A 26,460-nucleotide genomic window follows, 5' to 3' on the forward strand; every position below is an offset into this window, starting at 1 on the left:
CAACGATTTGCCAAATGGCGCGGGGTGGAGCAGCCCGGTAGCTCGTCAGGCTCATAACCTGAAGGCCGCAGGTTCAAATCCTGCCCCCGCAACCAAACAAACAGCCCGCCTCGCGCGGGCTTTTTGTTTGGTAACGGGTCGAGGATTTAACGCCTAATCAGGGGCCAGCAAGAAGGAAAAGCCGACGCAGCGGGACAGAAAACAACAAATCCTGCCCCCGCAACCAACACTCTTCAAAGATCAGCATGTACCTTCTTATCGCTGGCGGAAAAGCTTCGCTTTCCCTGGCGATGGTAGCTCGTCGTTCGCAGAACTACGAAGCGGGTTGTCACATAAACCTGATGTCAGTGGGTAGGGCATAGAACTGGTGGGATGAAGAATTCGTCCATCAGTTACAAGCGTCACCGTTTCCCGCAACAGATCATCGCCCATGCGGTCTGGCCGTATTTCAGATTTCCTTTGAGCCTGCGGCTGGTGGAGGAGCTACTGCTGGAGCGCGGGATCATCGTCTCGTATGAAACGATCCGGCGATGGGGCCGGAAGTTCGGGCCGACTTACGCAAAGCAACTCGGTCGCCGGCAGCCTTCGCGCCAGGACGTCTGGCACCTCGATGGGGTTGTGGTTTCCATCCCGGCCGAAAGCACTGGCTTTGGCGTGCCGTCGATCAAGACGGCTACGTTCTCGATGAAATCGTTCAAAGCCGGCGCGACACCAGGGCTGCAAGGCGATTGCTGCGCAGGCTGCTGAAGAAGCAGGGCATGCCACCCAAGCGGATCATCACCGACAAACTCCGCTCCTATAGTGCGGCCAAACGTGACCTCATGCCAACGGTTGACCACCGGTCCCATAAGGCTCTCAACAATCGAGCGGAGAATTCTCATCTGCCGCTGCGAAAACGGGAGCACCAGATGCACGGATTCCGATCAGCCGGAGGTCTGCAACGTTTCATAACGACCTTCTCCGCCATCCGAAATCTCTTCGTCGCAATGCATCGCAGCCGCTCTGCTCTCGCCACTCACATTCATCGTCTCCGCGCCATGGCGCATTGGAAAATAGTGACGGGTGCCATTGCCTGATCTCAGGCGGCAGCGCGGCCGTTCGTTCTCCTCGATAATGTGACAACACCCCTTACAGCCATAATCGCAAGGGGTTGCCGAACGAACGAAACAGCCGTGCAACTCGCGACGGACGCGCTGGTGCGGATCGAGGGCGCGACTTTAATGACGGCCGTCTTCGACGAAAGCGACGCGATGGAGCGGGCAATCCAGGCGACCATCCGCGATGCGACCACAGCTTCAAGGTAGCCTCTCCCCTCGGATCCGCGTCGACCCGGCCAGCCGGGCACTGCCTGTCAGGACGGCTATCTGACGGTCGGATGCTATCGCCGCCGCCTAACATGGTCGACGAGCGCCCGAAGTTTTGGCGCCAGGTTGCGCCGGCTGGGGTAATAGAGAAAAAAGCCGGCAAAGGGAGGGCAATACTCCTGAAGGAGAGGGATCAACTGACCGGATTCGAGATAGGGCTTGAAGGTGTCCTCCATCCCGAAGGTGATGCCGCCGCCGGCGCAGGCTGTGCGGATCATAAGCCACATGTCATTGGTGGTGATCTGGGGGTCGACAGCCACGTCGAACTCACGTCCATGCTGGCCGAATTCCCAGCGATAGGGCGCGCTGTGTGGCGCTGGACGCCAGCCGATACACCGATGAGCAGAAAGTTCCGAGGGATGCTCGGGCTTGCCGAAACGTTCAATGTAGGACGGCGCAGCGAAGGCGCCCTGACGCTGGTCGCCCGACACCGGAATGGCAATCATATCCTGATCGATGACTTCGCCCAAACGTACCCCCGCGTCATAGCCTTCCGCGACAATGTCGAATTCCTCGTCCGTGACGGTCACATCGATCTGAATGGCGGGAAAGGCGTCCGCGAAACGCGCCAGAAGCGGCCCTGAGATGAACTGTTCGGCGATGGATGACACCGCCAGCCTCAACAGTCCGCTCGGTGCGCTGTCGCGGTCCACCGTCGCGTCGAGCGCCAGTCCGACTTCGGAAATAGCCGGCGCCACCCGCTGATACAGCCGTTCACCGGCCTCTGTGAGACTGACACTGCGCGTGGTGCGCTGTACGAGCGCTACACCCAGCCGATCCTCGAGACGGCGGATGGTCTGGCTGACGGCTGGCCTTGTGACGCCCAAATTCTCCGCGGCCACGCGAAAGCTCCGCGCTTCGGCGACTGCCAGGAAAACAGAGATGCCATTCAGATCGATCGCCATTGGTTAGAATTGGTTACCATCGTGGTCATCATTGGGCAAGTTGTTCGCTCTCCTTGGCGCGTCTATCTTGGATCTCACAACCAGGAGAAAGCGATATGACGCTTGATCACTACAAACTTCTTGGACGGTCGGGCCTGCGAGTTTCGCCGTTGAGGCTCGGAACGATGACCTTTGGTTCCGACTGGGGATGGGGGGCGGACGGCGACGAGGCCCGCCGTATCTTCGATCTCTATGTCGACCGGGGCGGCAACTTCGTCGACACGTCGGTAAATTACACCGACGGCCGCGCCGAGCGCCTGCTCGGGACCTTCATCGGCGACAAGCGCGAGCGGATCGTCCTTGCGACAAAATTTGCGATGGCGCGGGAACCGGGCAATCCGAACTCCGGAGGCAACCACCGCCTGAACATGGTGCGCTCCGTTGAGCAGAGCCTCACGCAGCTCGGCACGGATCGCATCGACCTTCTTTATCTCCATGCATGGGACATGACGACCCGGCCGGACGAGGTCATGCGAGCGCTCGATGACCTCGTTCGGACCGGGAAGGTCCTCTATCTCGGCATCTGCAATACGCCTGCATGGCGGGTTGCACAGATGCAGACGCTCGCTGACATCCGCGGCTGGTCTCCTTTCGTGGCGCTACAGATCGAATACAGCCTCGTGGAGAGGACCGTCGAGCATGAGCTCCTGCCGACGGCTGCGGCTTTGGGCCTCGGAGTGCTTCCGTGGTCACCGCTCGGCGGTGGTGTGCTCACAGGCAAATATTCCCGTGCCGACGTGGAGGATTCGCAAGAGGCGACGGTGTCTGCCAGCCGGAAGGGTGTCATAGCTTCGTCCGGGCATCTGAACGGACGTGCGATCGAATTTGCGGACGAGGTTCGAGCAGTCGCCGAAGAGGCCAACTCCACGCCATCGCGGGTGGCGCTTGCCTGGACACTGACCAATCCGACCGTCGTCTCCCCCATCATCGGCGCCCGCACACTCGCCCAGGCCGAGGACAATCTCGGAGCTCTGGATCTGGTGCTTACGCCGGAACAACTGGATCGTCTGAACCGGATCAGCGCACCGAGCCCCGTCTTTCCCGCTCGTTTCACACAACGTCCCCTCGTCCAGCAACTGATCTTCGGCGGCGCCGCGACCGAACGCCGCGACTGACCGTTCAAACGAGGTGACGCCTGTCGACGGAGCACGCAGCTTCATTGCCGGTCGATGGGCCCCGAACAAGCTCTCAGCAACAGGAAAGGACCGATACCATGACCATTCTTCCGACACGCCGGTGGGTCGCCGACGCAAGCCGAACAGCTCTTGTCACACTGGGATTGTTGTCGCTCGCCCTGCCGGGTGCAGCCTTTGCCACCACTGTGGCAACGCAGATGCAGGCTCCGGACAGTGCCGCGATCGAACGGCAGAACCGGGCGATCGTTGAAGCCGCCTTCGAAAAATGGCGCGGGGGTACCTACGTCTTCGCGGAACTTCTCGCTCCCGATGTCGTGTGGACGATCCATGGCTCCGGGCCGGTCGCCGGCACCTATCGCAACCAGAAGGATTTCATCGAACAGGCATCACGTCCTCTGACCAGCCGCCTCGCGACGCCAATCGTGCCGGAGGTTCACGGCATCTTTGCCGACGGAGGCACGATCATCATCCGCTTCGACGGAACGGCGACCACGACCTCGGGCGCACCCTATCGCAACCAGTTCGTCTGGATATTCAAGATGAAGGATGGCCTCGTCGTTAATGCGGAAGCCTTCCTGGACCTCGTTGCCTATCAGCAGGTCGTCGACAACAACGCCCCCCGTTCCCAATGACCGACGCCTGCGGCTTCGGCAGAACTGAATGTCTGCCGAACCGAGACCGCGCGCAGGAACAGTAACGCTTAACGGAGCCCGACCATGCGACAGCCATTTGCAGTACTCATCACAGCGGCCACCCTTTCGATCCAACCCGCAGAAGCACAGGAGACCAACTTGCAGCCGAACCATCCCTACGTTGGCATGTGGGTCACCGACGACAACCGTGTTCGCCATGAACTTCTGCCGAGCGGTCGTTATGTCGAGGCCCGCGGTCAGCGTGAGCGAGCCTATGAGGGCCGCTACGAAGTCGATGGGACGCATATCGAGTACTGGGACGACACGGGCTTCACTGCCGACGGCGATTTCGTCGATGCCAACACATTGCACCATGGCGGCATGATCTTGCGTCGCAAGCCAGCGACGCCCTGACATACCAGGCGAGCATCCGCAATGCGAAACGGCTAAAAGCGATGGGTTCCGCAGGTCTACCTCATCCATCTGACGGGGTCGGATGCCATTCACCATCGCCCCGTCATCGTGTTCTGTCCACCTCTCGCAAGAGGTCGATGAAGGCCCGAAGCGGGAATGGGACGTGCCGGCTGCGCGGGTAATAGAGGGCCAGACCAGGCGTCGGCGGGCACCAGTCATCAAGCACGGTCACCAGCTGACCGGACCCCAGAAACGGCTGGGCGAAGTATTCCGGGACATAGGCGATACCGCGCCCGTCCGCCGCCGCCTGCACGAGAAGATCATTGTCATCGAGTGTGAGGTTGCCCGGCACATCGATCGCGACTTCGGCGCCGCGTTTGGAAAACTCCCAGCGATAGCGCTTTCCGCTCGGCAAACGTTGGCGGACGCAGCAATGCGCATAAAGATCGTCGGGCGTGTACGGTATTGCTTTCCCGTCCAGATAGGAAGGCGCCACCACGGCGATGAAACGCACGTCGCCACCGAATTTTACCGCGACCATGTCTTTCGGGACGGTTTCCCGCAGGCGTATTCCGGCATCGAAACCCTGTTCCACGATATCGACGAGCCGACCTTCCGAAACCAGATCAAGCTCGACGTCGGGATAGAGATCCAGAAAGCGCGGGACGACCTCTGCGAGGAGGATGCGCGCGCCGCTCTTGTTTGCATTGATCCTCAGTGTGCCGCTCGGGGTGCCGCGCTCCTCCGACAAGGTATCGAGCGCTTGATCGAGTTCCTGGAGGACCGGATCGAGGCGCGCGAGCAGGCGGGCACCGGCCTGGGTCAGCGATACGCTGCGTGTCGTCCGGTTGAAGAGCCGCACGTCCAGTTTTGTCTCCAGTCCGATGATTGCGTGGCTGAGAGCCGAGCGCGAAACGCCCATGATGTCGGCCGCTCTGCGGAAGCTCTGGTGACTGGCCACCGCCGCAAAGGCCGCGAGATCGTTCAAACTAGGGCGTGCCATTCGTGAAATGTCCTCACCATCTCATCTCAAATTGAAGACCTTATATCACCAATGTTGATGTTTTACATTCGCATGAACATAACAGGAGTTCCCATGCCAAAGACTTGGTTCATCACCGGCGCTTCCTCGGGGCTTGGTCTCGAGATGACGCAACAGCTGCTCACCCAGGGACACAAGGTGGTCGCAACGATCCGCCGCCTTGGGGCGCTGGCGAAACTTGCGCAGGAATACGGCGATCGCCTCGATATCGTTCAACTCGATCTGGTCAAGCCGAAGAGTATAAGCTCGGCCGTCGAAGGCGCATTCGAGCGGCACGACCGGATCGACGTGATCGTCAGCAATGCCGGCTACGGCCTGTTCGGTGCTGCGGAAGAGCTCACGAATGGAGAGATCGACCGGCAAATCGCCACCAACCTTACCGGATCCATCCATCTGATCCGTGCAGCACTGCCCCTTCTTCGAAAGCAAGGCGGGGGACGGATCGTCCAGGTCTCGTCCGAAGGAGGGCAGATCGCCTATCCGGGCTTCAGCCTCTATCACGCAACCAAGTGGGGCATCGAGGGCTTCGTCGAAGCCGTGGCACAGGAAGTGGCGCCTTTCGGTATCGACTTCATTATCGCCGAGCCGGGACCGACCGGCACGAATTTCGGAGCCAATCTCGTCCGTGCGACACCGATGGATGCCTACGATGAAACCCCTGCCGGGGCCGTTCGCCGGGCGATCACCGAGGGCAGCTTCGAGATCAAGGGAGATGCAGTGCGCACCGTAGCCGCAATCATATCAGCCGCCGAGAGCGAGACGCCGCCATTGCGGCTGGCGCTGGGTAGCACGGCCTATTCCTCTATCTCACAGGCACTTTCCGCACGCCTGTCTGCCCTTGAGGCGCAGCGTGGAGTGGCGAATTCCGCCGACCGGCAGGATCCGTGAACCGCGGCAGCGGCGGAAACACAGACCTCATGAACAGGAAGGAAAAAACATGTCCATTCGACCGGTTATATTGGCCCTTGCCCTCAACATTTCGTCGTCTGCCTTCGCGCAGACTGCCGCAGAAAATCAGGTAGCAGGCACTTGGCGGATGATGTCGGCGACGATCGACCCCGGTGGAAAAAATATCGCCGCCTATGGAGAGAAACCCAACGGTCTTCTCGTCTTCACGCCCGACCTGCATTTCGTGGAAGTCCTTACCGATGCCGACGTTCCGCGGTTTGCCTCCAATGCTCGCGGCGAGGGGACAGATGATGAAAATCGTATGGCCATGTCACGCAGCATCGGGTTTTTCGGAACCTACACCGTTGATGAGAAGGGAGAATTCAGCGGAAACCGTGTCGAAGGGGCGACATTTCCGAACTGGGTTGGCAGCGTGCGCACACGTGATGATCTGAGGCTGGTCGTTGACGGCGACCGCATGACTGAACAATTCCGTAGGCCGGAAGGCACTGAAATCAGGATCGAATGGCAGCGCGTCAAATGAGGCACCGGAGGGCGGTCCTCTGCATAAGGTCTCGAGCTTGCGAGTGCCCGCCCTTCGAGCATGACCAAAAACGAAGTTGAGCTATCCGGAGGAAAGAGCCATGCTCTTCAATCGTCGTTCCATGTTCAGGGCAGGAGCCGCAACTGCGCTGGCCCTTTCAACACCTCAGATCATGACACGCGCTACCTTTGCGGCCGCTCCACCGAAATCGGAAATCACCAACACCGGCTTTTACCGCTTCATGCTCGGTGAGTTCGAGATCACCGTCATTCTCGATGGCATACGGACATTTAATGGACCACATCCGACCTTCGGCGCCGATCAGGATGCCGACGAAGTCGTGTCTGTGATGAAAGCCAACTTTTTGCCGTCGGATCGGATGATCGGCCAATTCAACCCGGTGCTTGTGAACACGGGCACCGACGTCATCCTGTTCGACACCGGCAATGGGCCGGAGGGCAGGGAATTTGGAACCGGGCAACTGGCGAGCCGCATCGCGGCATCGGGTTATGCGTCGTCCGATGTGACAATCGTGACGATTTCCCATCTTCATGCCGATCACATCAACGGGCTCATGGACGGTGATCATCCGGCGTTCAGCCAGGCACGATATGTCGTCGGCCAAGCTGAATGGGACTTCTGGACTTCAACTGACAGAGGGCAGCTGGGCCTACTCGCCGCAGCAGGAGGGAAAGATCCCTCCTGCTGTTTCACGCGTCATCGTAATCCGATACCTGACGGTTCGGCGCTGAGTGCGTTTTCGAACAACGTTTTTCCTGGACCGGAAAGCCACTGTTCCACCCTCAACATGGGTCCGAACTCACGTTCGAGGGCAGCAATGTCTGCGATCCCTGCAACCACGCCGTTATCGACGAGAGCAGTCAGCCGTTTCAGAAAGTTATTCTCGCTCAGCAGTTCCTCGGAAAACCGCTGGTAGTGAATAGGGCGGCCTGCCGCACGTGAGAAGGCGTCTTGCAGATCCTTGCCTGTGATGTCCTGTCCCGACAGTTCGATCACCCGGCCGGCATGGAGGTCTGGCTGGCAAAGGATCTGCGCGTTGATGCGACCAAGATCATGGAGTGCTATCATCTGCATCGACTGATCCGGCCGCATGAAATAATTGAAAACGCCGGTGTTCAAACCCATTCCCGGGAGCATCATCATTTCCATGAAGCTGGCTGGGCGGGTGATTGTCGTGGTGATGGGCAAGCTGCGGACATAGTCCTCGATGCGAGACTTGCTGTCGAAATGACCCATCCCGGTGTGGCCCTTGCCCGCAGCTCCGGTTGAGGAGTAGACAAGATGAGCAACGCCATTGGACACCGCGCTGTCAGCAACAGACTTGCCCTGCTCCACTTCCTGTTCATCCGTAAGCAATCCCGATGGGGAGCTCGTCTGCACGCTGAACACGCTACGGATTCCTTTCATCGCGTGGTCGATCGATGCGCGATCGAACAGGTCACCCACCGCCAGGCTGACCCCGTCCGCGGCGAGTGACTTTGCCTTTTCGCTATATGGGTCACGAACGAAGGCGCGAACTCCTCGGCCCGCCTCGAGCAGCGCCCGTGTCACCGCTCCCCCTTGCTGGCCTGTCGCTCCGAACACGAGAAACTCTGGCGCATTTGACATGTTAGTTCTCCTTGGTAACTTACGCAGTTACCATGTGGAACAATCGGAAAATGCGCGCAAGACGGCACAATTTTGGTCCTCGGGCACACGAAGATAACCAATGGAAGTGAATGCAGGAGATGTAATGCCACGCGAGATAAATGGACGACCTGTGATTGAAACTCCGCGGGGACCGGTTTTGACACCTTGCGCCCCGGGCAGCGTGCTGGCTCGCCTTGGCGACAAATGGACGATCCTTATCATCTCGATGCTTTCACTTTCCCCCGATGCACCGATGCGGTTCGGCGCCCTTCGACGCGGCATTCCCGATATCTCGCAGCGTATGCTGACGCTTACCCTTCGCAATCTTGAGAGGGATGGGCTCGTCGCACGGCACTATTACACCGAACTGCCACCACGCGTGGAGTATGAGCTGACTGATCGCGGGAAGTCGATGCTGAAGCCGCTAGCGGGATTCACCGACTGGATCCGCGACACATGGCAAGACATCGAAGCGTCGCGTCTCGAGTTCGATGCGGCCGAACAGCGCCGGATTTAAAAGAAGCTCCGATCTGCTTCTACGCAAGCTGCTGGTCAAATCGCTTTAGGTCGAGGGCATCCTTCGCCTTCCAGTCGTAGCTCCTCATGAAATCGAGAAACGCACGCATGGCTGCGCTCGGGAGGCGGCGGCTGGGGTAGTATAGAAACCAGTGCGGCAAGGTGGGGCTCCAGTCGCAGAGAAGCTCCACTAGCCGGCCGGTTTGGATATACGGCTTGGCGTAGTCATCGAAGACATGGGCGATTCCTCCGCCCGCCAGTGCAGCTTGCAGTTCGTTGTGTGCGGAACTCACCGTCAAGCGCCCAGTTGGAGTGACTTCGATCTCTTCGGCTCCCTCATCAAAGCGCCAGGTGACGAGCGTGCCACCAGGGAAACGGCGTCTTATACAGTCGTGACCAACAAGTTCGTGCGGTGTCTGCGGCTGCCCGCACCTCTTGATATAATCAGGCGAAGCTACGATTGCATAACGGAGCGCGGGTCCAAGCGGCAGCGCAATCATGTCCTGGGCCAGCTGCTTGCCGAACCTGACGCCGGCATCGAAACCCTGCTCCACGATATCGATGACGGCCGCATCGCTGATGATCTCGATCTTCACCTCGGAATAGGTATCCATGAAGTCGAACACCAGCGGGCAGAGAAAATGATCGACGGCCGGTGCCGGCGCGTTGATCCTAAGTGTTCCGGACGGGCTATCCCGCAACTCGTCGACCTCTGCGATGGCGAGCCTGATGTCGCTCAACGCAGGTGCCAAACGTTCGAGGAGGCGCTGGCCTGCCTCCGTCGGAAACACGCTCCTCGTCGTTCGATTGAGGAGCCGGATACCCAAAGTCTCTTCCAGGGCGTTCATCGTCTGGCTCAAGGCCGATGAAGAGACCCCTCGCTCGAGTGCTGCTGCGCGGAAACCGCCACAGCGCACGATGGCTACGAAGACATCGAAACTGTCCAGGCGAATAGGGTTCATTGAGAAGTATTTCTAACCAAGCTGATAAACTTAACGCAGGTTATCAGATCAATCGACCCGTGTCATGGTGAGTGCAGAGTTTGACGCTGTGCTTGATCCGCTTCCTTTTCCGGTCACGTCGACCCGTGCGATCGAGCGAAGCGAAAACGTACCAAACGCAAAAGGGAAGACCGATGAATGCTTTCACTCTCAACCGACGTGCCATCATGCTGTGCGCTGTCGCGGGCGCATCAAGCATGCTCATTCCGAGCCTGGGTGGCTCCGGCAGAGCCAACGCCCAGGCCGCGTCCCCGGTGGCCGGCAATGCCGGTCACTACCGCTTCCGCGTCGGCGAAATTAGCGCGACAGTGTTGAGCGACGGCGTGATCGGTGGCCCGCCCCGTGTGTATGCAAGCGACGCGCCGGAAGCCGAGCTTCAGGAGGTCCTGCGGCAGGCGTTTCTTCCGACCGACCACATGACGCTTAATCTCAACACGCTGCTGATCGAAACCGGTGGCCGGCGGATTCTGATCGAAGCTGGCGCAGGCAAGACCATGGGCCCGAATGGCGGCCGGATCTTCGATAATCTCGCGGCGATCGGTCTTAATCCTGCGGACATCGACGCGATCGTCATCTCTCACACCCATCCCGACCATGTCGGTAACTTGAGAGCCGCAGACGGCGGCAAGGCGTTTCCCCGCGCCACGGTCTTCGTCCCGAAGGCCGACTGGGATTTCTTCGTCCGCACCGATCCGGATCTCTCCTACATGCCGGTGCCGGAGGAATTCCGTCTGCGCTTCGCGGCGAACATCAAAAACAGCCTCGAGCCGTTCATGAACGATGTCGAACTTTATGAAGCCGGCGCCGAGATCGTGCCGGGTCTGACGACGATCGTCGCATCCGGCCACACGCCGGGCATGGCGACCCTCCTCGTCCATTCCGGGAACGACCAGTTGCTGCTGACGGCAGATCTTGCCTATCACCCCATTGTCAACGTCGATAGGCCCTGGCTTCCAGGCCCAGACCGCGACAAGGAGACGGCCCTATCCTCCCGCCGGCGCATTTTCGATAGGGCGGCCGCCGAGCGCATGCCCGTACTCGGCTTCCACTATCCATTCCCCGGTCTTGGCCGGATGCTGAAGACCGACGGCGGCTACGCTTGGGTACCCGCCAACTGGCAGTTCTGACGGTTAACGAAACAGGAGAGATCCCATGGACCAATCAAAGATCAATAGACGCGGCTTCCTCGGCACGATAAGTGCCGCGGCAACAGGGCTGGCACTCGCCACCAACGCTACGGCGCAGACCCAGGAAACGAACGTGGCGTCGCCAGCCACTGGATCAAATCCGGATGTGCTGACCCGCAGCTTGCCACGCACTGGCGAACGGGTCACGGCCCTGGGTCTTGGCACCTTCCTGACCTTCGACCTGAAGCCCGGTGATCGCCGCGACGCTCTCCGTCAGGTCTTCGAGCGGTATGTCGCTGCAGGCGGTCGCGTGGTCGACACATCGCCTCTCTACGGCTCGGCCGAAGTCAGCGTCGGCCAGTTCATGGGCGAGTTTGAACGATCCGACGAGATGTTCCTCGCCAACAAGGTCTGGTCGACAGGAGAATATCTCGGCGACGAAAGCCACGCCGTTGAAAGCTTCCGGCAATCGCGCATGCGGACATGGCGTGACACGATCAATCTTATGCAATGCCACAGCATCACCAATGCGCCGGTCGTCATTCCGCTGATGAAGGCATGGAAGAAGGAAGGCCTCATACGCCATGTCGGCGTCACCCATCACGAGTCGGCGGCGCAGGACCAGCTATTGGCGATCGTCCAACGCGACGATGTCGACTTCATCCAGACGAATTACTCGATCTTCAACCGGGATGCCGAGCGCCGCCTTCTTCCGGCGGCGGCCGACAAGGGCGTCGGCGTGCTCATCAACCTGCCGCTTGAAAAGGCGCGCCTGATGAAAATCGTCGAAGGACAGCCGCTCCCCGGCTTTGCGCAGGAGTTCGGGGCGACGAGTTGGGCGCAGTTCTTCCTGAAATGGGTCATGGCGCACCCGGCCGTCACAAGCGTGCTCTGCGGCACGTCCAACCCCGACCACATGAGTGATAATGTCCAGGCGATGACAGGCTCGCTTCCAGATGAGCGCATGCGTGCCCGCATGGTCGCACATATGGAGACCATTCCCGGCTTCGGCTCCATCGGCACGATGCCCTGGTATCCCGGCAAAGAGAATATGTATTCCGGCCTGATCCGGGAGGCACAGGCAAACGCCGCGCAGCGCCTGCGGTAAGGTCGCCTTGCTCTAATTCGACACCACTTAAAAACCGGGAGACCGACTGTGCTTTCCACCAGACGCTCGCTTCTGGCGGCCTTTCTGACGCTGCCTCTCATCGACGTGGCGAGAATGAAGGCGTTTGCGCAGGCCGCTCCCGAACTCCCGCTTACTCTTGCATGTGACGATGGAGACGAACCGACCCTTGAACGGGAAGCCGGTCCATTCTTCAGGCCACACTCGCCGCTCAATCGGGATCTCTATCCGGATGCGCCCGGAGGCGAGCGAATTACCGTCGCCGGTTTCGTGCTCGACAATCGCTGCCGACCGCTTGGCGGCAGCCTCGTTGAAATCTGGCACGCCGATGCGAACGGTGACTACGACAGCGTGGGTTTCCGCCTGCGCGGACACCAGTTCACCGACACCCACGGACGCTGGTGGTTCAATACCATCGTGCCCGCGCTTTATCCCGGCCGCACGCGCCATTTCCATTTCAACGTCCAGGACCCAGGTGGGAGCGTCCTCACCACCCAACTCTATTTTCCCGGAGAGCCCAGAAACGCCGGAGACGGGCTGTTTCACGAGGCGCTACTCCTCGACATGAAGCAAACCGGTGACGGAAAGTTCGGACGGTTTGATTTTGTGATCTGACCAAGGAAGGCCGCGGGAGAGGGGAGGGTTTAATTGCCCTACGACTTTCTCAACTTGCGTTGACGTGCATTCCGCCTATTTGCGCAGTTGACAGATACAAATCGCTCTCAACGCATCTTACGGCCGCTATTGAAAATCGGCTGCGGGACGCCGTAAAGCAAGACGTCCGGACAACGCGAAGGGCAAATCAGGCGTTGAAGCCGGCGTCTACACTGAGAACTGCGCCGGTAATCAGACTAGCAGCGGGACCAGCCAGAAACGCCACCGCGCTGGCGACTTCACGGGGCTCGCCAAACCGGCCGAGCGATGTGAGGCTGCGCTGATAATCAGCATTCTCGCCATTGGCCGGGTTCATGTCCGTGTCCGTTGAACCGGGAAGAACAAGATTGACGGTGATGCCCTGAGGCCCGAGTTCGCGCGAAAGGCCCCGCGTGAACGACAGAAGCGCCGACTTCGACATGGCATAAGCCGTCACACCCGGGAAAGGCACACGCTCCGCCAGGGAGGAGCCGATAGAGATGATCCGGCTCCCCGATGAGAGATGCGGGATCGCGGCCTGTGAGAACAGGACGGGCGCACGAACGTTCACATCAAGCATGGCCTGCAGGTCGGCGAGTGCCAGATCCGCGGTCATGCCGGCGGTTCCGATGCCTGCGCTGTTGATTAGAATATCAAGCCCTCCAAGTGTGTCGACCGTCTGGCTGACGGCGCGACGGATGGCATCCGGGTCGGCGCTGTCGGCCTGAATGGCAAGCCCACGCCGGCCTTTTTCCTCGATAGTGTGAACGACCGATGCAGCCCTGTCTGCGGAGCGCTGATAGGTGAACGCGACATCCGCGCCATTCTCAGCCAGCGCAATTGCGATCGCGGCGCCTATTCCCCTCGAGCCGCCATTCACCAGGGCACGTTTTCCCAGCAATTCCATCATTGTTACCTTTATGCAGTGATCGATGCATAAATACGTAGGGTCATTGCAAATTGCCGTCAACTGATTTATGCAGTGGTCGATGCAAAATTACGTTTTGGCCTCTCCAGACCATTCAGAGCCGACCCACCGCTCACGCGGCCGACCGCGGGAATTCGACCGCCAGGCTGCGCTTGCCGCCGCGACAAGACTGTTCTGGATCAAGGGTTATGAGGCCGCCTCCATCGCAGATCTAACGGAAGCGATGGGGATCGGCACGAAGAGCCTCTATGCAGCCTTCGGCTCAAAGGACGCACTCTATGCGGAGGCCCTCCGATATTACTACACGACCTACGAGGGGTTGGTCTGGACGCGCTTCAGGGCTGCTTCGACCGCGAGAGACGCAGCGCTGGTATTTCTTCAGGATTCCGCCATCGCCATGACCGGTGGAGATTGCGATCTACCGCACGGGTGCATGGCGACGCTCGCCACCGTGGGCAGCGAAGGACATTCCGAACTGGGCGAACTCATGCGAGCGACTCGTGCAGGCGGTTTCGATCTCCTCAAGGCGCGTTTCGACAGAGCGAAGAGCGACGGTGACCTTAAGGCCACGGCAGACACGACCAAACTGGCGAGGTTCGTGCAGATCGTCCAGAGCGGCATGGCTATCCGCGCCCGCGATGGAGCGGACCGCGCCGAACTGCACGCTGTGGCGGAAATTGCGCTTTCCGGCTGGGACAATATCACCGGCAACATCGATCACAGGATGCAGGGCAAGGCTTGAACTCTTTGGCCGAGTGCTGAAGGAACGCGTCGGGCTGTGATGGAATGTCCGGTGCCTGCCGGATTCAGCCGGAACAAGAATAGCCATGCAGGTCGAGCTGCTGCTGGCTAGGATGGATTTTTCTGACCATCGAACAACAGATCCTGATGCGCCGGTTCGAATGCCCTGCGCGGTCTTCGTCGACTGATGCGATAGACGGCTGCAGGTGGAATATTGGCGAGGGTGCAGCCGATATACCTTGCCTTCAGGCCCAGTCGGTCGAGCAAAGGTCTGGCGATCGGGCATCGTGGACCGTAAGTGAATTGATAGAATACTCCATCATGGCGAAGGTGCGAAAATGCGCCCTCCAGGATGGCATGCACTTTCCGCATCGGCATTGACAAAAGAGGAAGGCCACTCACGACAGCGCCTACAGGCGCCGATCCTTGAAGCGGCAACTTTCTCAATTTGGCAGCATCCATCTCGATGATTCTTGCAGTTGGAAAACGAAGACTAAGCTGCGTCGCGAAGTCCGCGCCATATTCGATCAGCACGAGGTTTTCTTCAGCGACACCTCGATGCAGCAAGGCCTTTGTGAAAACGCCTGTCCCCGGACCTAATTCAATGACGGTGCCCGTCTTGGCGGAAATCTCGGCTGTCATGAGAGAAGACAGCGCACGCCCCGACGGTATAACGGACGCGACACGGAGGGGAGCGGAAAGCCACGCCCGAAAAAACAAAAACGCATCAGCAGTCCTATTCGTCATCGCTTGCTGGCTCCCGGATTCAGGCGCATCGAATGTCGTCGCTGAAGCCGCCACACCATGGCTGTGGGTACTTCCGTGACAACAAGCAGGACCAGTATTTTCAGGGCGAGCGCGGACGAATTGATGCCAGGAATGACCAGCACAGCCAGGTAGCCGGCGGAGATGAACAAGCCGTTCCAGAGAACGATGCCGACTGCCATGCCGGATACAATCCGCAGCGTATTCGTGCCTAAAAGCCCGGCCGCTATGGGCGAGATCAACCGCACGGTGGGAATGAGTTGCGACAGGATCGTAAGCGCTCGTTCCCGGGCACGCAGGGAGGACAATATCCAGTCGATGCGTGACTGCGATAGACCCACCCATCTGCTGCCGACCGAGTAGAGAAGCGTTACGGACCCTTTTCTTCCGACGGCGCGTACAAGAAGATAGAGACCGAGGGCCCCCATAAAACTCCCGACCGTAGTCGCGATGACAGCGGTGTGGGGGGACCAGACGGCGCCATCGGCCGCGATACCTATGGCAACGAGAACCCCATAAGAGGGCAGGGCAGGCAAGAAACGTTCCGCCAGCCCGATCGCAAACAGACCGAATATGCCGTAGACCGCAATCCAGTCGACAAGGTTTCCAAGGGGGTCCATATCTCACCCCTCCCGTCTGATCGTTGTCGCGTCCAGACCGGAGAGCTCGGGAGGAGGAACTTGTGCATCGAACGATATCCCTGTCAGCCTTTCCGAAATCTCCCACAGCTTATGCGCCACATGCTTCTCTAGCGCCTGTCGCGGGATCTGCGCTTCTGTCGGGTGTCCACGGGTTTCGCCCAGTTTATCGGGGCCGTAATAGCTGCCGCCACGAGCTTTTGGAGATGTAGCCGCGAACAAGGTCGGCAGCGCGCCTTGCGAAGCCGGCTGGAACAGAAACCACATGAACGACCTGAGGAGGCCTTGAGCGCTGCGGCGACCGGGGCCGTTGTGAAGCAGATCTGTGCGCGATATTCCCGGGTGTGCTGCGATACTGGTAATACCCCAGCCCGCTTCTTCGCTCCGTCGTTGCAGTTCGAAAGCAAACATCAGACATGCCAGCTTCGACTGACCGTAGACAGGCATGGGCTGATAGCCCCGCGCCGCTTGCAGATCGTCGAAGTTGATCGCGACGTTTGCGCCTCGCACAGCAATGCTGGAAAGCGTCACGACGCGCGGGTCTTGTGCCCGCATGAGCAACGGCAGGAGGTAGCCCGTCAGAGCAAAATGCCCGAGGTAATTGGTGCCGAACTGCAGTTCGAAACCGTCTTTGGTCGTCTGGCGCGTTGGTGGCGTCATCACGCCGGCGTTGTTGATGAGAATGTCGATATGATCGCGCGTTTCTTTCAGTCTTATGGCCAGAGCTTCGATCGACGCGAGGTCACCGAGGTCGACAATCTCCAGTGCGACCGATGCTTGGGGTACCTTCTCCTTGATGCGCCGAATAGCGTCGGCACCTTTTGTCGGATTGCGCCCTGCGATAATCACGTCGCCTCCTGCTCGGGCCAGCGCCAGCGCGTCTTCGAAGCCCAAGCCGCCGGTTCCGGTGATCAGGATCGTCCGGCTCTTCTGAGAGGGCATGTCGTCAAGTGTCCACGGTTGTGACATCGTCAAATCCTTCTGTTCTGCTGGTGCAAGAGTCGTCCGCCGAAGACGCATTGTTCGAGGCACGTCTTCGGCGGACAGATGGTCGCCGTGGGGTGAGGCGACCCTTCACGGATCCGGAGCGGGGCGGTTCCGGGTCCGAGCCTATTCGATGGCGTCGATCGGTTTGCTCAGGGGTGGCCTTGCCGCGACCTCGCGCGTTCGCTGCATCCAGGCAGGGTATTCGGGAGCGATCTTACTGACAGCTTCCAATTCAGCGACCTCATCCGCACTGAGCGTGACTTCCGAAGCTCCGACACTGTCATCGAGCTGAGCGATCGTCTTCGCACCGACGATGACGCTTGTGACGTGCGGCTGGTGCAGCAGCCACGCCAGCGCAATCCTTGCAACGCTGACACCCTTGTCGGCGCCGATGCGTTCCATCACATCGATCACGTCATAAGCTCGATCCATGGCGACCGGCGGAAAATCGAAAGTTGTCCGCCGGCTACCTTCCTCACCCTGCTTGTCGCGTCCGAACTTGCCGCTAAGCAGCCCGCCTGCAAGCGGGCTCCAAACCAGAAGACCGAGTCTTTCGGCCTTGATGAGCGGAACGATTTCCCGCTCGATATCGCGACCTGCGAGCGTGTAGTAGTTTTGCGAGGTGGCGATCTTCGCGATCTGAAGGCGCTCGCTGTGGCCCAGCGCCCGCGCCATCTGCCAGGCCGACCAGTTCGACACGCCGATATAACGAACCAGACCCTGCTGGACCAGCGCATCCAACGCAGCAAGGCTTTCCTCGATCGGAGTTATGTTATCGACGTTATGAAGCTGGTAGAGATCGATGTGATCGACCTGTAGTCGCCTTAGACTGGCCTTGACGCTATCCAAGATGTGGCCCCGGGAATTGCCGGCGTCGTTTGGCCCTTGGCCCATGGGCCCGCAGACCTTGGTTGCGATAACCACGTCCTCTCGTCGGACACCCAGGTTTTTGAGTGATCTACCGATCATCTCTTCCGATACGCCATTTGAATAGATGTCGGCGGTATCGATAAAGTTGATCCCGTGCTCAAGTGCGCGGGCGATCAGAGCCTGAGCGTCGTCTTGCTGGACGTTACCCATATTAGCCCAGATCCCCTTGCCGCCGAACGTCATCGTGCCCAGGCACAGCTCCGAGACAAAAAGGCCCGTGTTTCCTAATGTGATGTATTTCATGACGAGCGTGTCCTGAGAGAGGGTCCGGTTGCGAATCCGCTGCGGCGCATGTACGCCGCAGCGGGCATCCATCAGGCGATTCCGCCATTCGCGAAGACGTTTTGACCATCGATCCACGCCCCGTCCTGCGAGCAGAGAAGGCCTATGACATTTGCGATATCCTCTGGCTGGCCCAGCCGACGAAGCGGGGTTGCTTCCGGTATGCCGCGAAGCGCCTCTTCCCCGTGCTGACGCAAGAGTTGGGTATCGACGGCGCCTGGCGATATCGCATTGACCGAAATGTTGCGACCGCCCAACTCCTTGGCAAGAACGCTGGAGTAGATCTCCTGCGCCGCCTTGGTTGCGGCGTAGGCTGCCGTGCCGGGAGGACTCATTTTGATGATACTTGAGCTCAGGCTGATGATCCGGCCACCATCGCGGACGCGTCGTGACGCCTCGCGCAGCACGTTAAAGCTCCCTTTGATATTGGTGGCCATCATCCGGTCAAAGGCCTCGTCGGTCATCTGACTGAAAGCACCGACGTTCATGATGCCGGCATTATTGACGACGATATCGACGCCACCGAAGGCTTCGTCATTGGCGTCGAAAAGAGCTTTGACCGCAGCCGGATCCGCCACATCTGCCTGGCGAACGATGGCACGGCCGCCAGCGGTCTCGATATCGCGAACGACCTGCTCGGCCAACTCGCGATTGGTAAGGTAGTTCACAGTCACGGCGAAACCGTCCCGCGCCAGACGCCGGGCGGTGGCTGCACCAATGCCGCGGGAAGAGCCGGTAACGATCGCGCCACGCTTGTCACTTGGTTGGGCGATAGCGCCAGTATCGGACGATTGGGCCGATGCGATGCCGCTCATGGCGATAGCGGATGGCACGGCTGCCGCGAGGGCGAGGAATGTGCGCCGGGAATTGTCTGTGTTGGACATTGGAACATCTCCTAAGAAGTTTCGAATGGTTCAGCCTGCAACGGCGGTTTGCGGTCAGGGTTGGCGAAGCAAGGCGCCAACTCTTTGGTTTGCAATGAGGAGAGTGATGCCTGCCAGGACGGTCGAGAAAGGCACGATCAACAAGCCGAGGCCGAGGCCGTTTGAAATATCGGCTGCGCTGGCAGCATCGCTGACAACACCAACGATCAGAGGGCCAAGTGCGGGGCCGAGGAGGCCGCTTCCGATCATGACGAGGCTGGTCGCCTGTGCCTGACGTCCAGGACCGGCGATCAGATGCGCGGCTCCGAAGCCCCAGGGCAACATGAATGAAAATGACAGCATTCCGGGCACGAAGAGCGCAATGGACATCCAGCCGGTCGGTGCAAACAGCGCCGCAGTTGTCGTTACACTGGCGATCAGGAACAGAATTGCCGGCGGGCCGAGCACCTTGCCGGAGCCTGAGCGAACAGCAAAATCAAACCAGCGTCCACCGCCCAATGTACCGATGATCCCCATCAACCCTTGCAACATGCCGAAAGAAACGCCGACCTCTGTCGCGGTAAAACCGTAGCTGCGGATCAGAAACGATATGGAGAAGGCATAGAAAGGCGCGCCTGCGAAGCCCAGGAAAATGGTACCCGTGAACAACCAGCGGAACGCCGGAGACGATAACAGGTCAAGGCTGGTTCGCAGAAAGGGTTCGCCGCGAGAGGCCGTTGTTGGAAGAGGAGGAGTGGCGCCGGAAACAAGGATGGTCAACAACCCGATCAAGATGCCGATGGCTCCAGCACCGATCAAAACGACGCGCCAGCCGAAGACATCCGCAAATGCGCCGCCTGCCGCAAATCCTACCATCGTGCCTAATGGGATGCCCATTGCGAACAGACCGATTGCAAGACCGCGCCGCTCGAGGCCAATTTTGCGGACGATGAGAGCATGGCCAGCCGGGACGGCGCCAGCCTCTCCGAATGCGACACCGAAGCGTGTGAGGGCCAGGAACATGAAACTGGCTGCAAAACCACCGAGTGTGGTCATGACACTCCAGACCAGGACGCAGGACACCAGTACGAACCGGGGTGATCCCCGATCTGCTGCACGGGCAAGCGGCAATGAGAGAAGTGCGTAGCAAACCGCGAACGCAAGCCCGGTGAGTAGGCCCATCTGGGTGTCGGTCAGCGACAGGTCTGCTTTGATTTTTTCCGCGAGGATGAAGGGAAGTATCCGATCGATCTGCGAGAACGCGTTAATCAGGAGAAGCACGATGCATATGGCGGCCATTCGCAGGCCCTTTGCGTATTCCCGGCTGGAGGCAGCGGGCGGCGCTCGTGTCTCTGACGGGTCTATTGACCGGGCGACAATTTCTGTCATCTTGGGGTCACTCCTCGCTTGGTTGCACCCTTAAGCTAGATGGAGTGTCCAATGACCAGAATGCCCGAACCTTCAAGAAACTTGCCTATTCCTGCAGGAGAGGCGATGATGCCGGCGAGGAGCCACGTCTTGCCGTGGCCCCTGAAGCAACCGGAGCCCCGCTTGAATACGCCATTGCTCTCTGCCGTCACCGCCTACATCGAAGACCAAGGTGGCGGCCAAGGCCTGTTCCCGACGGCCATAGAAGGCTTCAATATCGTCCGCTCGTTTCAGTCGATGATGCCCATGCGCAACATCTATCGGCCGTCGCTATGCGTCGTGCTGGAAGGAGCGAAAGAGTTGCAGTTTGGCGATGAACATCTCAACTACCGCAGCATGGAGTGCTTGGTCGTCAGTGTCGGCGTCCCGGCGACCGGAAGGATCGTGGAGGCCAGTGCTGCAACGCCTTATGTCGGCGTCATGGTCGATTTCGACGTGGCAACCGTGCGGGAGGTCCTCGAACAATTGGATATACCGCCAGCGCAGTCGGATACGACCGGTCCTTGCGCTTTTATCGCCAAAGTGGATCAACCACTAGCCGATTGCATTCTCCGCCTGGTTCGACTTCTGGCAACTCCGAAGGCGATTCCGATCCTGGCGCCTTCGATCGTGCGCGAGATTTGCTATTGGCTGTTGAGCGGCCCGCATGGCGGCGAGATCTGCAAACTTGCCTGCCCGGAATCAAACATCGAACGTGTGGTAAGGGCCGTATCCCTTTTGCACACCAACTTCGCGGAAACTTTGCGCGTCGATCAACTGGCTGATGTTGCGCGGATGAGCCCATCTTCGTTTCACCAGCACTTCAAGGCACTGACCTCGATGACGCCGCTCCAATTCCAGAAGCAACTACGGCTGTTGGAGGCGCGCCGCCTCATGGTCACGAAAGCCGCCAATGTTGCCGAAGCTGCGTACAAGGTCGGGTATGAGAGCGCGTCGCAATTCAGCCGAGAGTATTCAAGAACTTTTGGAATCGCGCCTAAACAGGATGCTCTAAACCAACAGCGCCTCCACAGTGAATATGCGAGCCGCACCATTCGATCCGCGTGATCTCAACAGGAAGCGGTTGCGGCTAAAGTGCAAACGGGTCGAGCTGAGCCGACACCTCTGGTTCCTAGGCCCAATCGGCCCAGACAGGCAAGAGCCATATCTAACTGGCGCAGGATGAAAAACGAGATCGTAGGTCGATGTATCTGGCGAGGACATTCAGGACGTTCTGACAAAAGCGTTGTTGCCCGAAGCTGCGTCGGACACTTCCGAAGCTTGGTTCTTGCGCATCGGTCAAAACGCGTCGATCGACTTTATAACGCGGCGTTCGAGAGGCCTCTTTGATCCGATGCAGGGATGACAAGTGGCATGTGGAAAGCGATCTCGGTCATGCCTTAGCCGCCCAAAATGATGGGCCTGCACCGTTGATTTGGCTTTCGCCCCGGAGATTTTCCTCTCGCACACACGGACCCGTTCCATAAATATGCTTACGCCGCAGCTGTGTGTAAGGGCTATTTAGTAATGCGACAGTTGGGCCAGTTAGAGATGCGACAGTCTCGCCTCTCGACGTTCTGGTCAACGCCGACGTCGCTCGCTGAGCTGCCGTCCCCGGTTCCAGCGGGCGATGGTCTCCAGCACGGCGTCCGTCTTTCGGGGGGCTGGCTTGGCTATCGAGCGCAACACCCACCTTGGCGGCATAATCGAGTGCGGCTGGATTGATTGAACGCGGCCGCTCTTGGCCGGGCGCAAACCGCAGAGCGTTTAATAGGACACGCTTCGGGACAATCTAACAAATCCGGTCGCTCACTCGACCAGCGTGCTCTGAAGAACCGGATTCGCCTACTCGCCCTGTCGCAAGTTGCGAAGTCGGTCGAAAAGGACGGCTAGCACGATTGCCCCGCCGATAAAGCATCCTTGCCAGAATGCGTTGATGCCGAGCAGGCCAAGACTGTTGCGGATGATTTCGATAAGTGCAGCGCCGACCAAGGCTCCAAAGGCGGTGCCGACGCCGCCGGCCAGATTGGCGCCGCCGATAACTGCGGCGGCAATAACCTGAAGTTCCATCCCGGCACCGATGTTTGTGGTGACAGCGCCGAGCCAGCCGGTTTGAATGATGCCGGCAACCCCCGCCGACAGGGCAGAAATCATATAGACGATGACCTTGATCCTCGGCACGGGAACGCCCGTCAGTGTCGCGGCGTGTTCATTGCCGCCAATGGCAAAGACATAGCGGCCGAACTTGGTCCAGCGCAGCACGAAACCGGTAATGAGTGCCAGTATGACCATGTAAAGCACTGGATTGGCTATGCCGAAAACCCAGGCGCCGCCACCCAGCGCCAGTAGTTTGTCGTGATCGGGTCCGAACTGGAAAACGACAGTGTTGTTGGACGCAACCATCGCAAGGCTGCGCGCAATCGACAACATGCCGAGCGTGACGACGAAAGGCGGGAAGCCGAGATAGGCAATCAATACGCCGTTAAAAGCGCCGACCAAAAGAGCAGTACCGATTGAAGCGGCGATGCCGACTTCAATGCTGTATCCTGCGTGCATGACCACCGCCAGCACCATGCTGCAGAGGCAAAGCACGGAGCCGACGGACAAATCGATGCCGCCGGTGATGATGACCAGCGTCATGCCGAGCGCGATAATGGCGACGAAGGTGACGTTGCGGGTGATGTTGTAGATGTTCTTCGCGGTCGCAAAAGAGTCTGTCGCCGTCGACAGAAAAATGCAGGCGAGAATGACCGCAATCAGAACCCAGAATGTCTGGCCGCCCATGATCGTCGCAAGCCAGCTCCGTTGCTTCTGTCCGATCGTCTGGTCAAGTGTGATCGCCATCGTCGACCTTCTTCTTTCCTGTTGCAATGGACAGCATCGATCACACCTGTTCGATGGCGCCGGTGATAAGCCCTGTCACTTCCTCCGGCGAACTTGCCGCAATCTGCTTGTCGGCTACTTTTCTGCCGCGCCGCATCACGATCACGCGGTCGGCGACCGAGAAGACGTCGGGCATGCGGTGGCTGATCAGGACAACGACAATGCCCCGGTCACGCAATTGGCGGATCAGATTGAGAACCTCAGCCACCTGGCGCACGGAAATGGCTGCGGTCGGCTCGTCCATCAATACGATTTTCGCTTCCGAGAGCATCGTGCGGCCGATCGCGACCGCTTGGCGCTGGCCACCTGACATTTGCTTGACGAGATCGCGCGCCCGCGTCTCGGATTTGAGCTCGCGAAATATCTCGCCGGCGCGTTTGTACATGGCCTTGTGGTCGAGGATGCGAAGAGGCCATACGCCGCGGCGCAATTCTCGTCCGAGGAACACGTTCGCTGCCGCCGTCAGATTGTTGCAGAGCGCCAAATCCTGGTGAACGATCTCGATGCCATGCTGGCGTGCTTCCTTCGGCCGATGAAGCACGAGGTCAGCGCCGTCGAGCCGCATGGTTCCATGGCTCGGTCGAAAGTTGCCGGCAATCATCTTTACCAGGGTGGATTTGCCAGCCCCGTTGTCGCCCATGAGGCCGACAACCTGCCCCGCTTCGAGCGAGAACGAAACATCGTTGACTGCCTGGATGGCACCGAAATGTTTGGAAATATTGCTGAGCTCAAGAACCGCCACCAGCCTTCTCGCCTCCCAAAACCTGCGGGCTATCCATCGCACCGAACCCTGCTTGTCTTGAAGGCAAGGCTCCGGCGAGTTCGCTTCCAGTATCCTCCCAGGAAAAGCGATCGGGAGCATTTACGCAAAACCCTGCGACAGCGTCAACTCATTGTCCCGGCAATTGACCTTATTGTCGCAAAAATCTGTTTTGTCAGACAAATATCATTTGACGAGAGTGGCGCGCAGATATTAGCTATTGATGGGGGAGAAACGGTATGCTGATCCTTGTGACCGGAGCGACGGGCAAGGTCGGGCGGCGCTTCATTGCTGGGCTGCTTGACGATCCGAGATTTTCCAAAGCCCGTATTCGTGCGCTTTGTCATAATCGTTTGTACGAGGCGACCGACCGTGTCGATGTCTTCCGAGGCTCGATCGCCGATCGCGATGTTGTGGCAGCGGCGCTGGTTGACGTTACCCATGTTGTGCATCTCGCCACATGCAAGGAAACGCCTGAAGACATCATGGATGTCACGGTCAAAGGTCTCTTTTGGCTGCTCGAGGAGTTCCGTACGAGCGTTACGGCACGCCAGTTCATCCTGATCGGTGGTGATGCGGGTGTTGGACATTTCCACTATCGCCACGACGGCCCGATCACCGAGAACGCCCGCCATTGTGCCTATCCGGGAAGCTATGCGCTATCCAAAGTCTTGGAAGAGGTCATGCTGGAGCAGTTTGGCATTCAGTATGGCCTCAATGGCTGTTGTCTGCGCGCGCCCTGGATCATGGAAAAGGACGATTTCAAGTATTCGCTGTCTTTTGGAGACGACGTCTTTGGTGGCCCGGACTGGAAGACATTCGTTCCGGAAGACGCGGCACGGCGCTATGCGGCGATGAGTACGGTGCCGCTGCTCTTGGATGCCGACGGACGTGCACTGAAGCGCAATTTCGTCCATGTCGACGATCTTGTATCGGCAATATTGGCAGCGATCGACAATCCCCGGGCGGAGCGGCAGCTCTTCAATATCTGCATGGATCGCCCCGTCGACTATGCTGAAGTCGCCGCCTATCTCCTGCGCACGCGCAATCTCGGCTCTGTCGACATACCGAGCCGCTTCCATTCCAATTGGATGGACAACAGCAAGGCGAAGTACCTGCTGGATTGGCAGCCAAACTACGATCTCGAAATGCTTATCGACTCGGCCTGGCAATACGAGCGTTCGAAGGAGGAGCCTCGCATCGTCTGGTATCCGGGTTGATTTCGTGTGGCGGGCACGCGGTGTCCGTCTGTTTCAAGGGAGGAAACTATGAGGAAGGCACTACTACTTACAGCCGCAGTTTTAGCACTGACCGCCGGGCAGGCCCTGGCCAAGAAGCAACTCGTCATCGTCGTCAAAGGCCTCGACAATCCGTTCTTCGAAGCAATCAATCAAGGTTGCCAGAAATGGAACAAGGAGAACCCCACTTCTGAATACGAATGCTTCTACACCGGTCCGGCATCGACATCCGATGAAGCCGGCGAAGCGCAGATCGTTCAGGATATGTTGGGCAAGGCGGACACGGCTGCGATCGCAATCTCGCCGTCAAATGCAAAGCTCATTGCCCAGACCTTGAAGACGGCCAATCCGACGGTTCCGGTGATGACGCTCGATGCCGATCTTGCCGCCGAGGATGCAGCGTTGCGCAAGACTTATCTCGGCACCGACAACTATCTGATGGGCGCCCGCATCGGCGAATATATCAAGAAGGGCAAGCCGAAGGGCGGCAAGATCTGCACGATCGAAGGCAATCCGGGAGCAGACAATATTCTACGCCGCGCACAAGGGATGCGCGACACGCTTACTGGTCAGAAAGGCTTGACCGAGCTGAAAGGCGAGGGTGGCTGGACCGAGGTCGCCGGCTGCCCGGTGTTCACCAATGACGATGGTGCGAAGGGTGTTCAGGCAATGACCGATATTCTCGCGGCCAATCCCGACTTGGACGCATTCGGTATTATGGGTGGCTGGCCATTGTTCGGCGCGCCGCAACCTTATCGCGATCTGTTCAAGCCGATGGCCGGCAAGATCGCCAGCAACGATTTCGTCATTGGTGCCGCCGACACGATCGGCGACGAGGTCGCCATTGCGAAGGAAGGACTGGTCACGGCGCTCGTCGGCCAGCGACCGTTCGAGATGGGCTACAAGGCACCGTCGGTAATGATGGATCTGATTGCCGGCAAGCCGGTTGAAGATCCGGTTTTCACCGGGCTCGATGAGTGCACGAAGGATACAGTCGACACCTGCATTCAAAAGTAGCTTC

The 26,460-nt window shown here is 59.1% G+C and carries 27 protein-coding genes, 1 tRNA gene and 2 pseudogenes; 17 read left to right on the plus strand and 13 right to left on the minus strand.

Features of this window, described 5'->3' with window-relative positions; all coding sequences use genetic code 11:
- Nucleotides 1-18 precede the first annotated feature (18 nt).
- From G9X68_RS28770 to G9X68_RS32250, 3 genes and pseudogenes are all read left to right on the plus strand, one after another.
- A tRNA-Met gene (locus G9X68_RS28770) sits at nucleotides 19-95 on the plus strand.
- Between the two features lie 277 nt (nucleotides 96-372).
- A pseudogene (locus tag G9X68_RS28775) lies at nucleotides 373-1,076 on the plus strand (IS6 family transposase).
- Nucleotides 1,077-1,172: 96 nt separating this feature from the next.
- On the plus strand, nucleotides 1,173-1,304 hold the full coding sequence (locus tag G9X68_RS32250; protein WP_276314923.1) for a hypothetical protein: 132 nt from the start codon (nucleotides 1,173-1,175) through the stop codon (nucleotides 1,302-1,304).
- A gap of 74 nt (nucleotides 1,305-1,378) precedes the next feature.
- On the opposite strand, the gene G9X68_RS28785 is transcribed toward G9X68_RS32250, so the two are convergent.
- Entirely contained in the window at nucleotides 1,379-2,269 is an 891-nt protein-coding gene (locus G9X68_RS28785; RefSeq protein ID WP_171605292.1) for a LysR family transcriptional regulator, read from the minus strand.
- Nucleotides 2,270-2,364: 95 nt separating this feature from the next.
- On the opposite strand from G9X68_RS28785, the gene G9X68_RS28790 reads away from it, so the two are divergent.
- The 3 genes from G9X68_RS28790 (at nucleotide 2,365) to G9X68_RS28800 (ending at nucleotide 4,490) form a co-directional block, all read left to right on the plus strand.
- The gene (locus G9X68_RS28790; protein WP_171605293.1) at nucleotides 2,365-3,423 is read left to right on the plus strand and encodes an aldo/keto reductase; all 1,059 of its coding nucleotides are present in this window, start codon (nucleotides 2,365-2,367) and stop codon (nucleotides 3,421-3,423) included.
- Between the two features lie 98 nt (nucleotides 3,424-3,521).
- Nucleotides 3,522-4,076: a nuclear transport factor 2 family protein gene (locus G9X68_RS28795; RefSeq protein ID WP_171605294.1), complete on the plus strand. Its 555-nt coding sequence runs from the start codon at nucleotides 3,522-3,524 to the stop codon at nucleotides 4,074-4,076.
- An 84-nt stretch (nucleotides 4,077-4,160) separates the two neighbouring features.
- Nucleotides 4,161-4,490, plus strand: a complete 330-nt coding sequence (locus tag G9X68_RS28800; RefSeq protein WP_171605295.1) for an Atu4866 domain-containing protein — start codon at nucleotides 4,161-4,163, stop codon at nucleotides 4,488-4,490.
- Between the two features lie 103 nt (nucleotides 4,491-4,593).
- On the opposite strand, the gene G9X68_RS28805 is transcribed toward G9X68_RS28800, so the two are convergent.
- Entirely contained in the window at nucleotides 4,594-5,493 is a 900-nt protein-coding gene (locus G9X68_RS28805) for a LysR family transcriptional regulator (RefSeq protein WP_171605296.1), read from the minus strand.
- 93 nt (nucleotides 5,494-5,586) lie between these two features.
- On the opposite strand from G9X68_RS28805, the gene G9X68_RS28810 reads away from it, so the two are divergent.
- The 3 genes and pseudogenes from G9X68_RS28810 to G9X68_RS32440 form a co-directional block, all read left to right on the plus strand.
- Nucleotides 5,587-6,420 (plus strand): SDR family oxidoreductase, encoded by an 834-nt coding sequence (locus G9X68_RS28810; protein WP_171605297.1) that lies wholly within the window; start codon nucleotides 5,587-5,589, stop codon nucleotides 6,418-6,420.
- A 49-nt stretch (nucleotides 6,421-6,469) separates the two neighbouring features.
- A complete protein-coding gene (locus G9X68_RS28815; protein ID WP_171605298.1) occupies nucleotides 6,470-6,964 on the plus strand; it encodes a lipocalin-like domain-containing protein in 495 nt (164 codons plus the stop codon).
- A 379-nt stretch (nucleotides 6,965-7,343) separates the two neighbouring features.
- Nucleotides 7,344-7,481: pseudogene (locus G9X68_RS32440) on the plus strand (MBL fold metallo-hydrolase); the annotation flags it as partial.
- Nucleotides 7,482-7,681: 200 nt separating this feature from the next.
- Here G9X68_RS32440 and G9X68_RS28825 read toward each other — a convergent pair.
- Nucleotides 7,682-8,593, minus strand: a complete 912-nt coding sequence (locus G9X68_RS28825; RefSeq protein WP_171605299.1) for an NmrA/HSCARG family protein — start codon at nucleotides 8,591-8,593, stop codon at nucleotides 7,682-7,684.
- A gap of 100 nt (nucleotides 8,594-8,693) precedes the next feature.
- On the opposite strand from G9X68_RS28825, the gene G9X68_RS28830 reads away from it, so the two are divergent.
- Entirely contained in the window at nucleotides 8,694-9,131 is a 438-nt protein-coding gene (locus G9X68_RS28830) for a winged helix-turn-helix transcriptional regulator (RefSeq protein ID WP_425328651.1), read from the plus strand.
- A 19-nt stretch (nucleotides 9,132-9,150) separates the two neighbouring features.
- On the opposite strand, the gene G9X68_RS28835 is transcribed toward G9X68_RS28830, so the two are convergent.
- A complete protein-coding gene (locus tag G9X68_RS28835) occupies nucleotides 9,151-10,092 on the minus strand; it encodes a LysR family transcriptional regulator (RefSeq protein WP_171605300.1) in 942 nt (313 codons plus the stop codon).
- Nucleotides 10,093-10,265: 173 nt separating this feature from the next.
- Here G9X68_RS28835 and G9X68_RS28840 point away from each other — a divergent pair, with 173 nt between their 5' ends.
- Genes G9X68_RS28840 through G9X68_RS28850 form a run of 3 tightly spaced genes read left to right on the plus strand, consistent with a single transcriptional unit; the run spans nucleotide 10,266 to nucleotide 12,999 of the window.
- On the plus strand, nucleotides 10,266-11,258 hold the full coding sequence (locus tag G9X68_RS28840) for an MBL fold metallo-hydrolase (RefSeq protein WP_171605301.1): 993 nt from the start codon (nucleotides 10,266-10,268) through the stop codon (nucleotides 11,256-11,258).
- 25 nt (nucleotides 11,259-11,283) lie between these two features.
- Nucleotides 11,284-12,366, plus strand: coding sequence for an aldo/keto reductase (locus G9X68_RS28845; protein ID WP_171605302.1), 1,083 nt, complete (start codon nucleotides 11,284-11,286; stop codon nucleotides 12,364-12,366).
- Between the two features lie 48 nt (nucleotides 12,367-12,414).
- A complete protein-coding gene (locus G9X68_RS28850; RefSeq protein ID WP_171605303.1) occupies nucleotides 12,415-12,999 on the plus strand; it encodes a dioxygenase family protein in 585 nt (194 codons plus the stop codon).
- A 187-nt stretch (nucleotides 13,000-13,186) separates the two neighbouring features.
- On the opposite strand, the gene G9X68_RS28855 is transcribed toward G9X68_RS28850, so the two are convergent.
- Complete coding sequence (locus G9X68_RS28855; RefSeq protein WP_171605433.1) at nucleotides 13,187-13,927, minus strand: SDR family NAD(P)-dependent oxidoreductase; 741 nt, start codon at nucleotides 13,925-13,927, stop codon at nucleotides 13,187-13,189.
- Between the two features lie 79 nt (nucleotides 13,928-14,006).
- On the opposite strand from G9X68_RS28855, the gene G9X68_RS28860 reads away from it, so the two are divergent.
- Nucleotides 14,007-14,687, plus strand: coding sequence for a TetR/AcrR family transcriptional regulator (locus G9X68_RS28860; protein WP_244956264.1), 681 nt, complete (start codon nucleotides 14,007-14,009; stop codon nucleotides 14,685-14,687).
- A 107-nt stretch (nucleotides 14,688-14,794) separates the two neighbouring features.
- On the opposite strand, the gene G9X68_RS28865 is transcribed toward G9X68_RS28860, so the two are convergent.
- The 6 genes from G9X68_RS28865 to G9X68_RS28890 all read right to left on the minus strand — a co-directional run bounded on the left by G9X68_RS28865 (nucleotide 14,795) and on the right by G9X68_RS28890 (nucleotide 20,540).
- On the minus strand, nucleotides 14,795-15,433 hold the full coding sequence (locus tag G9X68_RS28865) for a class I SAM-dependent methyltransferase (RefSeq protein ID WP_171605305.1): 639 nt from the start codon (nucleotides 15,431-15,433) through the stop codon (nucleotides 14,795-14,797).
- Nucleotides 15,430-16,071 (minus strand): DedA family protein, encoded by a 642-nt coding sequence (locus G9X68_RS28870; RefSeq protein WP_171605306.1) that lies wholly within the window; start codon nucleotides 16,069-16,071, stop codon nucleotides 15,430-15,432. The genes G9X68_RS28865 and G9X68_RS28870 overlap by 4 nt, the downstream gene beginning before the upstream one ends.
- A gap of 3 nt (nucleotides 16,072-16,074) precedes the next feature.
- Entirely contained in the window at nucleotides 16,075-17,058 is a 984-nt protein-coding gene (locus G9X68_RS28875) for an oxidoreductase (RefSeq protein WP_171605307.1), read from the minus strand.
- A gap of 141 nt (nucleotides 17,059-17,199) precedes the next feature.
- The gene (locus G9X68_RS28880) at nucleotides 17,200-18,249 is read right to left on the minus strand and encodes an aldo/keto reductase (protein WP_171605434.1); all 1,050 of its coding nucleotides are present in this window, start codon (nucleotides 18,247-18,249) and stop codon (nucleotides 17,200-17,202) included.
- 71 nt (nucleotides 18,250-18,320) lie between these two features.
- On the minus strand, nucleotides 18,321-19,172 hold the full coding sequence (locus G9X68_RS28885; RefSeq protein ID WP_171605308.1) for an SDR family oxidoreductase: 852 nt from the start codon (nucleotides 19,170-19,172) through the stop codon (nucleotides 18,321-18,323).
- A gap of 54 nt (nucleotides 19,173-19,226) precedes the next feature.
- Nucleotides 19,227-20,540, minus strand: coding sequence for an MFS transporter (locus G9X68_RS28890; RefSeq protein ID WP_171605309.1), 1,314 nt, complete (start codon nucleotides 20,538-20,540; stop codon nucleotides 19,227-19,229).
- Nucleotides 20,541-20,702: 162 nt separating this feature from the next.
- Between G9X68_RS28890 and G9X68_RS28895 the strand changes: the two genes are divergently transcribed.
- The gene (locus tag G9X68_RS28895) at nucleotides 20,703-21,626 is read left to right on the plus strand and encodes an AraC family transcriptional regulator (protein ID WP_171605435.1); all 924 of its coding nucleotides are present in this window, start codon (nucleotides 20,703-20,705) and stop codon (nucleotides 21,624-21,626) included.
- A gap of 777 nt (nucleotides 21,627-22,403) precedes the next feature.
- On the opposite strand, the gene G9X68_RS28900 is transcribed toward G9X68_RS28895, so the two are convergent.
- Both G9X68_RS28900 and G9X68_RS28905 read right to left on the minus strand, forming a co-directional pair.
- Nucleotides 22,404-23,402 carry an ABC transporter permease gene (locus G9X68_RS28900; RefSeq protein WP_171605310.1) on the minus strand — a complete coding sequence of 333 codons (999 nt, stop codon included), beginning with the start codon at nucleotides 23,400-23,402 and terminating at the stop codon, nucleotides 22,404-22,406.
- A 40-nt stretch (nucleotides 23,403-23,442) separates the two neighbouring features.
- On the minus strand, nucleotides 23,443-24,183 hold the full coding sequence (locus tag G9X68_RS28905; RefSeq protein ID WP_012758785.1) for an ATP-binding cassette domain-containing protein: 741 nt from the start codon (nucleotides 24,181-24,183) through the stop codon (nucleotides 23,443-23,445).
- Between the two features lie 257 nt (nucleotides 24,184-24,440).
- Here G9X68_RS28905 and G9X68_RS28910 point away from each other — a divergent pair, with 257 nt between their 5' ends.
- Together G9X68_RS28910 and G9X68_RS28915 are read left to right on the plus strand one after the other, a co-directional pair.
- Nucleotides 24,441-25,421: an NAD-dependent epimerase/dehydratase family protein gene (locus tag G9X68_RS28910; RefSeq protein WP_168311747.1), complete on the plus strand. Its 981-nt coding sequence runs from the start codon at nucleotides 24,441-24,443 to the stop codon at nucleotides 25,419-25,421.
- A 48-nt stretch (nucleotides 25,422-25,469) separates the two neighbouring features.
- Nucleotides 25,470-26,456: a substrate-binding domain-containing protein gene (locus G9X68_RS28915; protein WP_171605311.1), complete on the plus strand. Its 987-nt coding sequence runs from the start codon at nucleotides 25,470-25,472 to the stop codon at nucleotides 26,454-26,456.
- Nucleotides 26,457-26,460: the final 4 nt, after the last annotated feature.

The organism is Rhizobium changzhiense (assembly GCF_013087625.1).
Lineage (GTDB): Bacteria > Pseudomonadota > Alphaproteobacteria > Rhizobiales > Rhizobiaceae > Rhizobium > Rhizobium sophorae.

Coding starts and splice junctions, on each gene's coding strand:
- G9X68_RS28785 (WP_171605292.1), bottom strand. CDS start 2,269: ATGGCGATCGATCTGAATGGCATCTCTGTTTTCCTGGCAGTCGCCGAA.
- G9X68_RS28790 (WP_171605293.1), top strand. CDS start 2,365: ATGACGCTTGATCACTACAAACTTCTTGGACGGTCGGGCCTGCGAGTT.
- G9X68_RS28795 (WP_171605294.1), top strand. CDS start 3,522: ATGACCATTCTTCCGACACGCCGGTGGGTCGCCGACGCAAGCCGAACA.
- G9X68_RS28800 (WP_171605295.1), top strand. CDS start 4,161: ATGCGACAGCCATTTGCAGTACTCATCACAGCGGCCACCCTTTCGATC.
- G9X68_RS28805 (WP_171605296.1), bottom strand. CDS start 5,493: ATGGCACGCCCTAGTTTGAACGATCTCGCGGCCTTTGCGGCGGTGGCC.
- G9X68_RS28810 (WP_171605297.1), top strand. CDS start 5,587: ATGCCAAAGACTTGGTTCATCACCGGCGCTTCCTCGGGGCTTGGTCTC.
- G9X68_RS28815 (WP_171605298.1), top strand. CDS start 6,470: ATGTCCATTCGACCGGTTATATTGGCCCTTGCCCTCAACATTTCGTCG.
- G9X68_RS28825 (WP_171605299.1), bottom strand. CDS start 8,593: ATGTCAAATGCGCCAGAGTTTCTCGTGTTCGGAGCGACAGGCCAGCAA.
- G9X68_RS28830 (WP_425328651.1), top strand. CDS start 8,694: ATGGAAGTGAATGCAGGAGATGTAATGCCACGCGAGATAAATGGACGA.
- G9X68_RS28835 (WP_171605300.1), bottom strand. CDS start 10,092: ATGAACCCTATTCGCCTGGACAGTTTCGATGTCTTCGTAGCCATCGTG.
- G9X68_RS28840 (WP_171605301.1), top strand. CDS start 10,266: ATGAATGCTTTCACTCTCAACCGACGTGCCATCATGCTGTGCGCTGTC.
- G9X68_RS28845 (WP_171605302.1), top strand. CDS start 11,284: ATGGACCAATCAAAGATCAATAGACGCGGCTTCCTCGGCACGATAAGT.
- G9X68_RS28855 (WP_171605433.1), bottom strand. CDS start 13,927: ATGATGGAATTGCTGGGAAAACGTGCCCTGGTGAATGGCGGCTCGAGG.
- G9X68_RS28860 (WP_244956264.1), top strand. CDS start 14,007: ATGCAAAATTACGTTTTGGCCTCTCCAGACCATTCAGAGCCGACCCAC.
- G9X68_RS28865 (WP_171605305.1), bottom strand. CDS start 15,433: ATGACGAATAGGACTGCTGATGCGTTTTTGTTTTTTCGGGCGTGGCTT.
- G9X68_RS28870 (WP_171605306.1), bottom strand. CDS start 16,071: ATGGACCCCCTTGGAAACCTTGTCGACTGGATTGCGGTCTACGGCATA.
- G9X68_RS28875 (WP_171605307.1), bottom strand. CDS start 17,058: ATGTCACAACCGTGGACACTTGACGACATGCCCTCTCAGAAGAGCCGG.
- G9X68_RS28880 (WP_171605434.1), bottom strand. CDS start 18,249: ATGAAATACATCACATTAGGAAACACGGGCCTTTTTGTCTCGGAGCTG.
- G9X68_RS28885 (WP_171605308.1), bottom strand. CDS start 19,172: ATGTCCAACACAGACAATTCCCGGCGCACATTCCTCGCCCTCGCGGCA.
- G9X68_RS28890 (WP_171605309.1), bottom strand. CDS start 20,540: ATGACAGAAATTGTCGCCCGGTCAATAGACCCGTCAGAGACACGAGCG.
- G9X68_RS28900 (WP_171605310.1), bottom strand. CDS start 23,402: ATGGCGATCACACTTGACCAGACGATCGGACAGAAGCAACGGAGCTGG.
- G9X68_RS28910 (WP_168311747.1), top strand. CDS start 24,441: ATGCTGATCCTTGTGACCGGAGCGACGGGCAAGGTCGGGCGGCGCTTC.
- G9X68_RS28915 (WP_171605311.1), top strand. CDS start 25,470: ATGAGGAAGGCACTACTACTTACAGCCGCAGTTTTAGCACTGACCGCC.